8 protein-coding genes are annotated in these 14,244 nt (G+C 73.5%); 1 reads left to right on the forward strand and 7 read right to left on the reverse strand.

Annotated elements, in window-relative coordinates; all coding sequences use genetic code 11:
* Nucleotides 1–75: 75 nt before the first annotated feature.
* From FIC82_RS19290 to FIC82_RS19320, 7 genes are all read right to left on the reverse strand, one after another.
* A complete protein-coding gene (locus tag FIC82_RS19290) occupies nt 76–1,371 on the reverse strand; it encodes an AGE family epimerase/isomerase (protein ID WP_154799558.1) in 1,296 nt (431 codons plus the stop codon).
* 166 nt (nt 1,372–1,537) lie between these two features.
* Nucleotides 1,538–6,958 carry a GH92 family glycosyl hydrolase gene (locus FIC82_RS19295; RefSeq protein WP_253691293.1) on the reverse strand — a complete coding sequence of 1,807 codons (5,421 nt, stop codon included), beginning with the start codon at nt 6,956–6,958 and terminating at the stop codon, nt 1,538–1,540.
* 150 nt (nt 6,959–7,108) lie between these two features.
* Nucleotides 7,109–8,236 carry a LacI family DNA-binding transcriptional regulator gene (locus tag FIC82_RS19300; protein ID WP_154799559.1) on the reverse strand — a complete coding sequence of 376 codons (1,128 nt, stop codon included), beginning with the start codon at nt 8,234–8,236 and terminating at the stop codon, nt 7,109–7,111.
* A 3-nt stretch (nt 8,237–8,239) separates the two neighbouring features.
* Nucleotides 8,240–9,451 carry a sugar ABC transporter permease gene (locus FIC82_RS19305; RefSeq protein ID WP_154799560.1) on the reverse strand — a complete coding sequence of 404 codons (1,212 nt, stop codon included), beginning with the start codon at nt 9,449–9,451 and terminating at the stop codon, nt 8,240–8,242.
* Nucleotides 9,448–10,260, reverse strand: coding sequence for an ATP-binding cassette domain-containing protein (locus FIC82_RS19310; protein ID WP_168732132.1), 813 nt, complete (start codon nt 10,258–10,260; stop codon nt 9,448–9,450). Before FIC82_RS19310 ends, FIC82_RS19305 begins: the two co-directional genes overlap by 4 nt.
* The gene (locus FIC82_RS19315) at nt 10,257–11,390 is read right to left on the reverse strand and encodes a substrate-binding domain-containing protein (protein WP_168732133.1); all 1,134 of its coding nucleotides are present in this window, start codon (nt 11,388–11,390) and stop codon (nt 10,257–10,259) included. The genes FIC82_RS19310 and FIC82_RS19315 overlap by 4 nt, the downstream gene beginning before the upstream one ends.
* A complete protein-coding gene (locus FIC82_RS19320) occupies nt 11,387–12,571 on the reverse strand; it encodes an ROK family transcriptional regulator (RefSeq protein WP_253691294.1) in 1,185 nt (394 codons plus the stop codon). Before FIC82_RS19320 ends, FIC82_RS19315 begins: the two co-directional genes overlap by 4 nt.
* 303 nt (nt 12,572–12,874) lie before the next feature.
* Here FIC82_RS19320 and FIC82_RS19325 point away from each other — a divergent pair, with 303 nt between their 5' ends.
* Entirely contained in the window at nt 12,875–14,173 is a 1,299-nt protein-coding gene (locus tag FIC82_RS19325) for an ABC transporter substrate-binding protein (RefSeq protein WP_154799562.1), read from the forward strand.
* Nucleotides 14,174–14,244: the final 71 nt, after the last annotated feature.

Consider the following 14,244-nt stretch of genomic DNA (forward strand, 5'->3'; position numbering starts at 1 on the left):
GCCGAGCCCGGGGTTGCTCCTCACGGCGACGGTGACGTGGGGAACGACCCCGGGCTCGGCGGTCTGGGGTGGGCGTCAGCCCAGGATGCTGCCCGCGGCCTTGGCCGAGGCGGCGATCGAGCCCGTCAGGGGCAGGTCCGGGAGGATCACGGCCTGGGCGGCGTGGTAGACGTCGGGCTTGCCGACCCACGTGACGCCGTCGGGCCGGTTGGCCGTGTCGAGCTCGTGGTGCCACGAGCCGCGCTCGGGGTCGACGAGGAACCGGTCGATCCACGCCCACCAGCCCGCGGCGGCCTCGGTGAAGTGCGACTCGCCCGTGACCCGAGCGAGCACGTCGGCGGCGGCCACGGCCTCGGCCGCGACCCAGTGGTAGCGGCGCGGCTCGACGGGCACCCCGGACCAGTCGACCGTGTACACGAACCCGCCGCCGTGCTCGCCGTCCCAGCCGTCGGCGACGGCGCGGTCGAACAGCGCGACCGCGGCCTCGGTCCGCGCACCGGGCGTGCCGGACGCGACGTCGACCTGGAGGAGGAGACGGGCCCACTCGAGCCCGTGCCCCGGCGTCGACCCGTACGGCTTGAACGGGTCGCGCGGGCGGTCGGCGTTGTAGTCCGGCAGCGGGTTCCAGTCCGCGTCGAAGTGCTCGGGGATGCGCCACTGGTTCTCGCTCGCCCAGCCGATCACGCGGTCCGCGATCGACGCGGCGCGGCCCAGCCACTCGGCGTCGCCGGTCGCGTCGTGAGCCGCGAGCAGCGCCTCGACCGCGTGCATGTTCGCGTTGACCCCGCGGTACTCGTCGAGCACGGACCAGTCGCGCGACCACTCGTCGGCGTGCATCCGGGGCCCGGGCTCCCAGAACCGCTGGTCGAGCACGGCGAGCGCCGCGTCGAGCAGCTCGCGCGCACCCTCACGTCCCGCGATCGTCCCCGACGCCGCGGCGAGCACCACGAACGCGTGCGCGTACGCGCTCTTCGTCCCGTCGACCGGCCCCTCCTCCGTCGCCGCGAGGTCGCCGGGGCGGGGGCCCGGACCGCGCGAGGAGACCCAGCCGCCGTTCTCCGCGTCGACGAGCACGCTCCGCAGGCCCTGCAGGGCCCTGTCCGCGAGGTCGCCCGCGCCGGGGACGCCCAGCAGGGACGAGAAGGCGTAGACGTGCGCCATGCGCGCCGTGATCCACGTGTGCACCGGCCGCGCGAGGTCGGGGACGTCGTCGTCGTCGAGCCACTGCGCGGCGCCGTCCGCCCGCAGCGAGGCCGCGCCGAAGTACAGGAGGTCGGCGAGCTGGTCGCGCCGCCATGCCGTGAGGTCGGCCCTGGGGTCGACCCGGGGGGCCGCTGCGGTCGAGGGCTGCTCGGACGGGTGCTCGGTCATGTCTCGGTCCTTCTCGTGCTGGGAAACGTGGCGCCGCGCCGGGTGCGGTGCCGTACGGCGCGGTGCTGGTACGGCGCGGTGCCCCGGGACGATCATCCCGGGGCACCGCCGGTGGTGCACGCCTACCTCACCCCGGTCGGACGCGGGGCGGGGCGGGCGCAAGGGTTCAGCCGCAGGTCACGGCGGCGTAGTCCGCCGTGATCGACGCGGTCACCCCCTCGTCTCCGCGGGTCGCCTCGACGGTGACCGTGCCGGCCTCGACCGACGTCGCCCGCGTCGCGAACGACTGGTAGGCGTTGGCCCCCGGCGCGACGGCCGCGAACTCCTTGGTGCCGAACCGCGTGACGAGCCGGACGGCGACGGGCGCGTCCTCGCCGTTCTCGGCGCGGACCGCGACGTACGCCTTGCCGGCGAGGCAGCGCGTGCTCACCGTGACGTCGATCGCGAGCGTGGGCTGGCCCTCGGTCACGGTCACGGGGACCTCGACCACCTGGCTGGTCCAGCCGTCGTCGACCACGACGTACGCGGTGTACGTCCCGGCCGCCGCGTAGGCGTGCGAGCCGGAGACGGACCCGTCCGTCACCGTGCCCGCCGCGACGTCGGAGCCGTCGCCCCACGTGACCGCCGCGCGGAGCTCGGCACCCTCGCGGCCGCCGGTCACCTGGGCGAGCACCGCGTCCGTGGACTGCCCGACGGCGAGGGTCACGCCGTCCGCGGCCGTCACCTCGAGCGCGGGGTGCTCGGCGAACGTGCCGTCGTGCGCGACCGCGACCACGTGGATGCGGCCGTCGCGCGAGAGCTCGCCCGGCTGGTCCGGGAGCGTGAGGCTCACGGCCCGCTTGCCCTCGGGGAGCGTGATCGGCGCCGTCGCGAAGAACGCGGCGGGGGTACCGGTCTGCGGGCTGCCACCACGCAGGCGGTTGTCCGTCACGGCGACGGGGATGTTGCCGAACACGGGGTTGCGCGCCGCGCCCGACCAGTCGCCGAAGCTCAGGTCGATGGGCTGCGACGAGCCGTCGTCGAAGGTCAGCACGCCCTGGGCCTGCTGGTTCTTCTCCGTGCCGGTACCGATCACCGAGAGCTGCTCGGCGTCCGCGGGGACCTCGAGCTCGATGGTCTGGCCGTCACCCGTCGCGTTGTCCGGCTGGCCGGCGGGGATGGCCGGGACGTCGAACGCGAGGTCGGTGCCGGGCACCGTCGCGCGCTCGCCCTGGACGAAGCCCTTCGCCGCGAGCTGGGCCCGGTCGAAGAACACGCCCTGGCCGTCGCACGAGCCGACGGTCGTGCCGAGGTCGCCGATGCAGACGTTGTCGTACGCACCGAGCAGCGAGCCCTCGCGCAGGAGCGAGACCGTGACGTACGAGGAGGCCGAGACGGTCTCGATCCCCTCGCCCGAGACCGTGACGGTCACCGGGTAGACGCCCGGGGCGGCCCACGAGTGCGCGGCGTTCACCGCGTACCCGCCGAACGCGCCCGCCTGGAGCGAGCCCGCGGCCGGCTCGGAGCCGTCGCCGAACGCGACCTGCACGTCGAGCGCCGACGCGTCGCCCTCGACCCCGGTGAGGGTCGCGAACGAGCCCGAGACCTCGCGCGCGGTCACCGTCTCGCGGTCCGGGGCCGCCGAGAGCGTGAGCTCCTCGGCGCCCGAGGCCTTCGGGTCGGCCAGGAGCTCGACCTCGGCGAGCGACAGCGCGCCGTCACCGGCCGTGGCCGTCACGGAGACGCGGTACTGCGCGAACGCCGTCGGCTCCGCGACCGTGAACGGCCGCGTCTGCAGCGCCCAGCGGAACTGCTCGCCGGACCGCTCGTCGAGCGTCGTCCACGTCTCGCCGTCGTCGGAGCCCTCGAGGGTCCACGCGGAGGGCGACGCCGTCCCGCTCGCCCCGGAGGTGAGGGTGTACGACCCGACCGTCGGCCGGATGCCGTTGCCCGCCCACGTGATCGACGGGGTCGCCGTGGCGAACGTCGTGCGCGTGCCGGACGTGTTGTCCGTCAGCGCCGCGGCGCTCGTGGTCGCGTCACCGTCGACGACGGTCGTCGTGCCGAGACCCGTCGTCGTCGCGTCCTGGACCGGCGCCGGGGGCTCGTCGCCCTCCGTGAGCGACGGCGGGGCGTCGTCCTCGCCGGTGCCCCAGGCAGACGGATCCGGACCCATGACGAAGTCCAGCGTCGCGCCGCCCGAGAGGTCGGCCTGCGAGAGCGACGTCGAGGTGCGGGCCTCGCCGTCCACCGCGAGGGACTGCACGTAGACGTTGTCCACCGAGTTGTTCTCGGCGTTGACCACGAGGTCGCCGTCCGGCAGGTGCACGGTCGCCTTGTCGAAGAGCGGCGAGCCGACCGCGTACTGGTCGGAGCCGACCTGGAGCGGGTAGAAGCCGAGCGAGGCGAAGATCCACCACGACGACATCTCGCCGTTGTCCTCGTCGCCCGGGTAGCCCTGGCCGATCTCGCTGCCGACGAACAGGCGGCGGGTGACCTCACGGACCTTCTCCTGGGCCTTCGAGGGCGCGCCCGCGGCGTCGTACAGCCACGGGATGTGGTGCGACACCTGGTTGCTCATGCCCCACATGCCCATGCGGACGTCGCGCGCCTCGCGCTGCTCGTGGATGCCGCCGTTGCCGGCGCCCTTCTCCGGGGTGGAGAAGAACAGGTCGAGCTTGTCCTCGAGGCCCTGCTTGCCGCCGTAGAGGTTCGCCAGGCCCTGGCCGTCCTGCGGCGCGTGGAACGCGAAGTTCCAGCCGCTCGTCTCGGTGTACCCGCCGCCCCACGCCTCGGGGTTGTAGGTCTCCGGGTCGACGGCCCACGTGCCGTCCTCGTGCCGCGGCACGAAGAAGTCCACCTCGGGGTCGAACAGCTCGACGTAGTGCGTGGCACGCTCGAGGAAGTACGAGGACTCCTCGCGCAGCGTCTCGCGGCGCTCGTCCGGCGTGGCCGGGTCCTCCGCGAGGGCGGCCGCCATGTTGCCGATGCCGAAGTCGTTGATCAGCCCCTCCAGGCCCCACGACACGGACTCGTGCGTGGACTCCGGGGTGAACCCGAGGAAGGGCGACGTCTGCAGGCCCTTGCGGCCCACGGCGTTGTTCGGCGGCGCGACGGACGCGTTGCGCAGCGCGGCGTCGTACGCCTCGAGCGCGGAGTCCGTCGGGAGCGAGCCCTTGAGGTACGCGTCCGCGAACGCGACGTCGGAGCTCGTGCCCGTCATGAGGTCGGCGTAGCCCGGGGAGGACCAGCGCGCGATCCAGCCGCCGTCGCGGTACTGCTGGACGAACCCGTCGATGAGCTCGCCCGCGAGCTCGGGGTACAGGAGCGAGTACGCCGGCCACGCCGTGCGGTACGTGTCCCAGAACCCGTTGTTCACGTAGATCTTGCCGTCGACGATCTTGGCGTTGGTCTGCGTGTCCGTCGCCGAGCCGGTGGTCGCGGAGACCGGGCTCGCGTACCGGTACACCGGCGCCTCGGCCGTGCCCGTGTTCTCGAACTGCGAGTTCGGGTACAGGTTGAGGCGGTAGAGGTTGGAGTACAGCGTGACGAGCTGGTCCTCGCTCGCGCCCTCGACCTCGATGACGCCCAGACGGTCGTTCCACGCCTGCGCGGCGGCGGCCTTGACCTCGGTGAAGGTCTTGCCCGTCACCTCCAGGTCGAGGTTCTTGCGCGCCTGGTCGAGGCTGATGAACGACGTCGCGACGCGCAGCTCGACCGTCTTGTCGGACGAGGTGTCGAACGTGGCGAAGCGCGCGTCCGCGCGGTTGCCCGCCGCCGTCCCGACCGCCGTCGGACTACGGTCGAAGGTGCCGGCGACGAACATGCGCGTGCGGCCCACGGACAGGCCCGAGCCGTTCTCGACCCAGCCGGAGATCGTCCCCGTGGCCTGGTCGAACGTCAGCTTGGACGAGCCGTCCACCTTGTCCACGAGCACGTGCCCGGTGTTCCCGGGATAGGAGAAGCGCAGCACCGCGCCGTGGTCGGTCGGCGTCGCCTCGATCGCGGACTGGTTGGTGAACGTGACCCCGTAGTAGTCCGGGCGCGCCAGCTCGTCGGCGTGGTCGAACTCGAGTCCGCGCGTCGAGAGCGTGGCGTTCGGCGTGCCGGACACCGTCGACGGGAGGAACGTGAGCTGGTTGCGGTCACCCATCCAGGGGCTGGGCTCGTGCGAGATGCCGAAGCCCTGGAGCACGGGCTTGTTGTTGGCGTTGTTGGCCTTGTGGTACTCGTACAGCCAGCTCTGCGAGGAGGCGTTCGTGTACGGCGTCCAGAAGTTGAAGCCGTTCGGCGTCGCCGTCGCCGGGATGTTGTTCCCGCGCGAGAAGCTGCCCGACGCGAGCGTGCCGCGGCGCGTGTCCACGTAGTTGGCGAGGCTCGAGCCGTCGATCGTCGCCGGGCTCGCGGTGATCGCGACGTCGTCGAGCCAGCCCGCGAACTTGGTGCCGGCGTGGCCGCCCGGGTTGTCGTAGCCGAGCAGCACCTGGTCGACGGTCTTGCCCGCGGCGACGTCGCCGAGGTCGATCCGCACGGAGTTCCACTGGTCGGCGTAGAGGATCTTGCCCTCGCCCTGCGCCTGCGCCGTCGCGACGGTCTCGTGCGCGTCGCGCGCGCCGAGGTCGGACAGGTAGGTGCCGTCGGTGAACTGCACGTCCACGGACGCGTACGTCGACGGGTACTGCAGGTCGTCGAGCAGCTCGGGGAAGATCGTGTAGCTCAGGCGTGTGTCCTCGCCGACGACGACGTCCACGTCGTCGTAGAGCACGTTGGTCGCGTAGGTCTCGCCGTCCGCGAGGTGCGAGCCGTCGTACCGCAGGGAGGCAAGCCCGGAGAACCCGACGCCCGCCTTGTTGGTGAAGTTGACGCGCGGCCCGGTGCCGACCTTGGTCGTCATGGGCGCGGCGGACGGGCCTGCGCTCAGGTCGGACGAGAGGTCCCACCCGGCGAGCTGAACGATGCCGTCGCCGGAGTTGGCGGTGACGTTGAGGCGCAGGTAGGTGTAGGCCTCGGTCGGCTCGTCGAGCTCGAAGGTGCGGGTCTGCTGCCGGTTCGGGAAGTCCTCGTCGGTGCGCTGGTCGAGCGGCGTCCACGTGGTGCCGTCGTTCGAGCCCTCGACGATCCAGTTCTTCGGGTCGCGGCCCGCCGAGTCGTCGGCCGAGGTCATCGAGTAGGCGACGAACGACACGGGCTCGGCGAACTCGTACCGGACCCAACCGGTCGAGGCGAACGCGAGCCACTTGGTGCCCGACGAGCCGTCCGCGAGGTTCGCGGCACCTTCGTTGGGCAGGTTCTGGGCGCTCGCCGTGACGGCCTTGAGCGTGCCGAGCACGCTGCCCGGGAGGCCGCTCGTGAACGACCCGACGTTCGCCTGCCAGGGTGCGCCGTCGCGCTCGGCCACCGTGGTGGCGAGCGCGGCCGGGTCTCCCGACTCGAAGGACGACGAGAAGTCCCCGGGCTCGGCCGCGGCCGCGGGCGCGGCGGTGAGCACACCCACGGGTACGGCGAGGGGGACGGTGAGAGCAGCGGCGAGCGCGAGCCCGAGGGGGCGTGCGCGGCCGCTCCCGGAGCGCGGCGTCGCCGCGGCTCCGGGTGGACGGTTTCTGGTCATGCTCGCGATCTCCTTCGATCGTCTGACAGCGCTGTCATGCTGCAGGGGTGCCCCTGACAACGCGCAGGGGGGAAGCGTTGTCAGGGGCAACCTGAACCTATGCGGGAGCCCCGGCGTTTGTCAACGCGCCCGGGCTCCCGACCGGTACGCCTACGCCGCACCGGGGCCGGGGACCTCCCCCGTGCCCCGGACGACGAGCCGCGTCGGCACCACGACGAGGCGCGGCGCGAGCTCCGGGTTCTCTGCGCGCGAGACCGCCAGTGCGGCCGCCTGCCGCCCCATCTCCACCACGTCGTACCCGACGACGGTCACGTGCAGGAGGTCCGCGAGCTCGAAGTCGTCGAAGCCCACGAGCGCGACGTCGGCCGGCTCGCCCGCGGACGCCCGGTCCCGCAGCGCGTGGAGCGCGCCGACCGTGATCTTGTTGTTCGCCGTGACGAGCGCCGTCGGGGGCTCGGGCAGCGCCAGGAGCTCTGCCACGAACGCGCGCGCGAGATCCGCGTCATGGGCGCCGTCGCGCACGTACCGCGACGGGTCGTCGACCCCCGCGCCGCGCAACGTCGCGACGAACTCGTCGCGACGCTCCTGGAACGTCCACAGGCGCGAGACGTCACCGACGAGCGCGATCCGCCGGTGCCCGTGCGCGAGCAGGTGCGTCACGGCGTCGCGCACCCCGCCGCGGTTGTCGATGACCACCGTGTCGGCGTCGACCCCGCGGGCGGGCCGGTCGATGAACACGACCGGCAGCCCGTCGTCGAGCTCGCGGCGCAGCGACGAGTGGTCGGTCGACGTGGGCGTCACGACGAGCGCGCCGACGCGCCGCTCGACGAGCGCCTCCGTCAGCGACCGCTCGCGCTCGGGCTCCTCGTCGGAGCTCGTCGTGATGAGCTGGAGCCCGTGGTGGCGCAGCTCGCGCTCGATCCCGCTCGCGAGCGCCGAGTAGAACGGGTTGGCGAGGTCGCCGGTGACGAACCCGACGAGCCGTGACGACCCGCCGCGCGCGAGGTCGGCCGCCACCGCGTTGCGGCGGAAGCCGAGCCGCTGGGCGGCCTCCTGGACCTTGGCGCGCGTCTGCGGCGCCACGTTCGGCTCGTCGTTGAGCACGCGCGACGCCGTCTTGAGACTGACGCCCGCGACCTCCGCGACGGCCGCCAGCGTCGGCCGGCGTCCTCCTCGACCGGCGTGCACGCGCGTCGTCGTGTCGCTCGTCGCACCCTCTGTCGTCACCGGGGCACCGCCCGGCGGGAGGGTCCCCGCGCTCTCCCCCTGCACCACCATCGTTCAGACCTCCCGTCGGCCACGGATCAGCATGTCGACGACGATAGCGAGCAGGAGCACCGCTCCGGTCACGATGTAGCGCGTCGCCGTGTCGAGATTCAGCAGCGTGAGCCCGTTCGCGATCGACTGGATGACCAGCACGCCGAGCAGCGCGGACCACGCGCTGCCGCGCCCGCCGAAGAGGCTGGTCCCGCCGATGACCGCCGCGGCGATCGCGGTGAGGTAGGTGTCGGCCGCGCCCGTGCCCTGGTTCGCGGCGGCGAGGCGCCCGGCCGCGAGGATGCCGCCGAGCGCGGCGAACGTGGAGCAGGCGACGAAGCACGAGACGACGGTCCGCCGCACCGCGACGCCCGCGAGGAGCGCGGAGCGGCGGTTCCCGCCGACGGCGCGGACCGACCTGCCCCACCGCGTGCGCCGCAGCAGGACGTCGACGACGACCACCAGCGCGACGAAGAGCACGACCGTGTAGCCGATCCCGCGCGCGGTCCCCAGGTACGCGACCGTGCCGACGAGGACCGCGGCGAGGATCGCGGTGCGGACCGCGATCCGGCCCAGGCCGGGGCTCGGCAGCTCCGCGCGCACGCGGCGCAGGTGGTCGGCGACGCGCAGCCCGGCGTACCCGACGACGACCACGACGACGACGCCCCAGGCGACCGGGGCCGGCAGGAACCCCTGCTGCACGGTCCGCACGAGCCAGGACTCGAACGGGATGTTGATCGAGCCCTTGGGCCCGAGCACCCGGAGCTGCACGCCCGCGAGGACGAGCAGGCCGGCCAGCGTGAAGACGAACGACGCGAGCCCGAGGCGCGTCGACAGCAGCCCGTAGCCGAGCCCGACCACGACCCCTACCGCGAGCGCCGCGAGGATCGCGAGCCCGACCGGCCAGTCGAGGTTGACGGTACCGACCGCGAGCACCGCTGCGGCGAGCCCGCTCACGGAGCCGACCGACAGGTCGATCTGCCCGACGAGCAGCACGAGCACGACCCCGAGCGCGATGATCCCCGTGGGGGCGCTCTGGAGCGTGAGGTTGACGAGGTTCTCCGCCGAGAGGAAGGCCGGGTTGATCGCGCCGAGCACGACCCAGATGAGCAGGAGCGCGCCGACGATCGGGAGCATGCCGAGGTGCGCGCCGCGGAGCTGCTGGACGACGCTCCCGGACAGCGCGCCGTGCGCCGGGCGGTCGAGGGCACCCGGGGTGCGGCCGGGGACGCTCATCGGTGCACCGCCCCGGTGCCGCCGGAGCGCCGCTCGTGCCCCGGGTCGGTGGACGTCCGCGCCGTGCCGCCCGGCCGGACGGGCCGGACGGCTCCGGTCATCGCGGCGAGCAGGTCCTCGTAGGACGTGTCGCCCGCGAACTCGCCGTGCACGCGACCGAGGCGCAGCACGAGGATCCGGTCGGCGACGGCCTGGAGGTCGCCCGCCTGGTGGCTGATGAGCACGACGGCGTGGCCGCGCTCGCGCAGCTTCTCGATGAGGTTGAGCACCTCGGCGGTCTGCCGGACGCCGAGTGCCGCCGTCGGCTCGTCGAGGACGAGCACGCGCGGTGCGCCGAGCAGGGCCCGCGCGACGGCGACGACCTGGCGCTGCCCCCCGGACAGCGTGCGCACCGGCTCGCGCACCGACGGGACGGTCGCCGCGAGCTGGTCGAGCAGCCCCCAGGCCTCGCGCTCCATCGCGATCTCGTCGAGGAACGGGCCGCGCAGGGTCTCCTGACCGAGGAACACGTTCTCGACGACGTCGAGGTCGTCGACCAGCGCGAGCTGCTGGAACACCGCCGCGATCCCGTGCGCGCGCGCCGTCGCGGGCGAGTCGAGGACGACGGGCGCCCCGTCGAGCAGGACCTCGCCCGCGTCCGGCCGGTACGCCCCGGCGACGACGCCCGCGAGCGTGGACTTGCCGGCTCCGTTGTCGCCCACCACGGCGAGCACCTCGTGCTCGCGCACCTCGACGTCGACGTCGACGAGCGCACGGACTCCGCCGAAGCTCTTGGAGATCCCACGCAGGGACAGGACGGGGGCGCTCACGGGGTCGCCTCCAGGAGCCCGGCCTCGACGCACGCGTCGACGTAGTACCGCGTGCAGATCTCGTCGACGGTGTAGACGCCGCCATCGACGATGACGCGCTGCACGTCGTCCACCCCGACGGCTCGCGGTGCGAGGAGCAGGCTCGGGACGCCGTCGATGCTCGCGGTCGCGCGCGGGTCCTCGCCGCGCAGGACGCGCACGGCGAGCTCGGCGGCGGTGCGCGCCTGCTGGGCGGTCGCCTTGTAGACGGTCATGTACTGGTCGCCGGAGACGACTCGCTGGACCGCCGCCAGCTCGCCGTCCTGCCCGGTGGTGGGCGGGACGGGGTCGAGGCCCGCGGCCTTCATCGCGGCGATCGCCCCACCGGCGATGCCGTCGCTCGCGGCGAACACGCCGTCGACGCGACCGGGGTACTGCGTGAGCTGGCCCTCGACCCACTCGGTCGCCTTGTCGGGGCTCCAGTCGGGTGTGTCGTACTCGGCGAGCACGTCGATGTCCTCTCCGTCGAGCGCGCGGTGGACGCCGGCAGCGAGCTCCGCGGCGTTCGGGTCCGTGGGCGAGCCCTGCACGAGCAGGACGCCCGGCCGCCGGCCCTGCCCCGGCGGGTCCTGCTCCGCGCGGTCGAGGACCGCGGCGACGAGCGCCTCCCCCATGAGGTACCCGATGAGCTCGTTGTCGAACGAGACGTAGTAGTTCGCGCCGTCGACGAAGCGATCGTAGGCGATCACGGGGACCCCGAGGCGCTGCGCCTCGGCGACGATGCTCACGGCGGCCACCGCGTCGACGGCGTCGAGGACGAGGACGTCGGCCCCGCGCGCGAGCATCGACTCGGCCTGCTGCTGCTGGTTGGCGGCGTCCTGCGCGGCGTTGGCGTACAGGACCTCGCACGTGGGGCAGCGCCGCTCGACGACGCCGACGAACGTCGGCCGGTCGGTGGTCTCGTAGCGCGCGGTCTTCGCCTCGGGCAGGAGGAGCCCGATGGTCCCCTCCGAGGGGCCGGCCGGCTCCTCGGGCGCCGCGCACCCGGCGAGCGCGAGGAGGACGACGACGGCGGCGGCCAGCGCGGTCGTGACGGCGCCGCGGGCCCGACGGCGGGTCTCGCCCGCCCGCGCCGTGGTCGCCCCGGTCACGCGCTCACCCCCAGCGACCCGCTGACGCGTGCGAGGTCGAGCGCGACGGCGAGGGCCCCGCGCACCTCGGCGGCGGAGCCGAGCTCGGACGCGACGACCTGCACGGGCCCGGCGGTGCTGGGCACGGTGCGCTGCTCGAGCGCCGTGCGCAGCGGGCCGAGCAGGGCCTCGCCCGCCTCGGCGAGCTGCCCGCCGACGACGACGATCTCGGGGTCGACGAGGTTGCACAGGTTGGCGGCGGCGACGCCGAGGTGCTGGCCGGCGTCGAACAGGACGCGGCGGCACCCGGGGTCGCCCTCCTGCGCCCGCGCGATGACGTCGCGCAGGGTGAGGGGCCCCCGGCTCTCGGAGAGCATGGACAGCAGGACGCCGGCGCCGACGTACATCTCCAGGCAGCCACGGTTGCCGCACCGGCACACCGGGCCGTTCTCGTCGATGGTGACGTGCCCGATCTCGCCCGCGACGCCCGCGCGCCCGTGCACGACCCGGCCGCCGAGGACGAGCCCGCCGCCCACGCCGTGGGACACCCGCAGGTAGGCGACGGCGTCGTGCCCGACGGCGGCCCCGAACCGGGTCTCGGCGAGCGCGCCGAGGTTGGCGTCGTTGTCCACGGTCACGGGGGCGCCGAGCTCGGCCTCCAGCACCTCGGGCACGACGACGCCGTCCCAGCCGCGCATCATCCCGACGGTCGCGATACGGCCCGCGCGCACGTCCACGGGGGCGGGGACGCCGACGCCGACGGCGAGCAGCTCGTCGGGGGCGGCGTCCACGGACGCGACCATCTCCCCCACGAGGAGGGCAGCCCGCTGCAGCCCCGTGTCGGCCCGGTGGTCGGGCGCGAGGGGCATGCGCTGGTCGGCGAGCACACGCATGGACGCGTCGGCGAGGGCGACGCGCATCGAGCGGGTCCCGAAGTGGACGCCCGCGACGAGACCGAGGTTGCGCGCGAGCGTGACCTGGAGCGCGCGGCGGCCGCTACGCGTGGACGGCGAGGTGTGCAGGACGCCCGCGCCGGTGAGCTCCTTGACGATGTTGGAGACGGTGGCCGGGGACAGCCCGGTGACGCCGGCCAGCTCGATCTGCGTGAGGGAGCCACGCTGCTGGACGGCGCTCACGATCCGGGCTCGGTTGGCCTCACGCAGTGAAGTCTGCGAGCCCGGGGTCACCCGGTCAGCGCGCACGCAGGTCAGGATACCGCCGGGGCGCCCCCGTCCAGGTGGGACGCCCCGGGTCGTGGACCGCGAGCCGATCTCCGGACGAACTGGACAGCGCTGTCACGCTGGGCGACACTCGACGGAACCCCAGGTTGCATCCAGGACATGATGCGAAGATCACGATTCAGCGTCGCTTGCGTTCATTTCTTGACATCAAGCGCGCCGAGACGTTGTATGGGCAGCGGGTTCGAGGGCGCGCCGGTGCGCCCGGCCGGTGCGACGTGGTCGTCCCCGGTCCCCCACGACCGAAGAAGGCGTAGGGAAATCACGATGCGAATCGATCGCAGGACGAGCGCGACGGTGGCGACTGCCGCCCTCGTGGGTCTCGCACTCGCCGCGTGCAGCGGCGGTGGTTCCGGTGACGGGGGCACCGGTGACGGCGGTGCATCCGGGGGCGGCGACGAGGTCGAGGTCTTCACCTGGTGGGCTGCCGGCTCCGAGAAGGCGGGTCTCGACGCGCTGGTCGGCGTGTTCGACGAGCAGCACCCCGACGTGGAGTTCATCAACGGCGCGGTGGCCGGCGGCGCCGGCTCCGCCGCGAAGGACCTCCTCCAGTCGCGCCTCCAGGCGCAGGACCCGCCGGACACGTTCCAGGCGCACGCCGGAGCGGAGCTCCAGGACTACATCGACGCCGCCCAGATCGAGGACGTGTCGTCGCTGTACGACGAGTTCGGTCTCAACGACGTCTTCCCGGCCGACCTCGTCGACCGGGTCACGGCCGAGGACGGGGCGATCTACTCCATCCCGTCCAACATCCACCGCGCGAACGTCGTGTGGGCCAACCCGACGGTCCTCGAGGCCAACGGCATCGACCCGGCGGCCGAGTACGCCGACCTCGACGCCTGGATGGCGGACCTCGACAAGCTCCAGGCCGCCGGCGTCACGCCGCTGTCCGTCGCGACCACGTGGACCCAGGTCCACCTGCTCGAGACCGTGCTCCTCGCCGACCTCGGCCCGGAGGCGTACAACGGCCTGTGGGACGGCTCGACCGACTGGTCGGGCGCCGAGGTGACCGCGGCCCTCGAGGACTTCGAGAAGCTCATGGGCTACACCAACACGGACCGTGACGGGCTCGACTGGCCCGAGGCGACCCAGATGGTGATCGACGGCACCGCCGCGTTCAACGTCATGGGCGACTGGGCCGTCGCGGCGTTCGAGGAGCAGGGCAAGACGCTCGGCACCGACTTCACCGCCACCCCCGTGCCGGGCACCGACGGCGTGTTCGACTTCCTCGCCGACTCGTTCACCCTGCCGGTGGGCGCGCCGCACCCCGACGGCGCGAAGGCGTGGCTCGAGACCGTCGGCTCGCTCGAGGGCCAGGTCGCGTTCAACAAGGCCAAGGGTTCGATCCCGGCCCGCACCGACGCCGACCCCTCGGAGTTCTCCGAGTACCAGCAGACCGCGATCGAGTCGTTCGGCCAGGACACCATCGTGTCCTCGCTCGCGCACGGTGCCGCCGCGCCCGTCGCGACGCTCAACGCGATCTCCGACGCGACGAGCAAGTTCACGTCCGGCGGCTCCGACCTCGCGACCTTCCAGTCCGAGCTCGTGACCGCCACCGAGGGCTGAGACCGGTCCACCGGAACCGCCGCGCGTCGTCACTCCCGACGGCGCGCGGCGGCCCCGCGCGACCGGACCCC

It is taken from the genome of Cellulosimicrobium protaetiae (genome assembly GCF_009708005.2).
In the GTDB taxonomy this organism is placed as follows: Bacteria; Actinomycetota; Actinomycetes; order Actinomycetales; family Cellulomonadaceae; genus Cellulosimicrobium; species Cellulosimicrobium protaetiae.

Bases quoted from the DNA above. Each gene is read 5' to 3' on its own strand.
- FIC82_RS19325 (WP_154799562.1), top strand. From the start codon at position 12,875: ATGCGAATCGATCGCAGGACGAGCGCGACGGTGGCGACTGCCGCCCTC.
- FIC82_RS19300 (WP_154799559.1), bottom strand. From the start codon at position 8,236: ATGGTGGTGCAGGGGGAGAGCGCGGGGACCCTCCCGCCGGGCGGTGCC.
- FIC82_RS19290 (WP_154799558.1), bottom strand. From the start codon at position 1,371: ATGACCGAGCACCCGTCCGAGCAGCCCTCGACCGCAGCGGCCCCCCGG.
- FIC82_RS19295 (WP_253691293.1), bottom strand. From the start codon at position 6,958: ATGACCAGAAACCGTCCACCCGGAGCCGCGGCGACGCCGCGCTCCGGG.
- FIC82_RS19305 (WP_154799560.1), bottom strand. From the start codon at position 9,451: ATGAGCGTCCCCGGCCGCACCCCGGGTGCCCTCGACCGCCCGGCGCAC.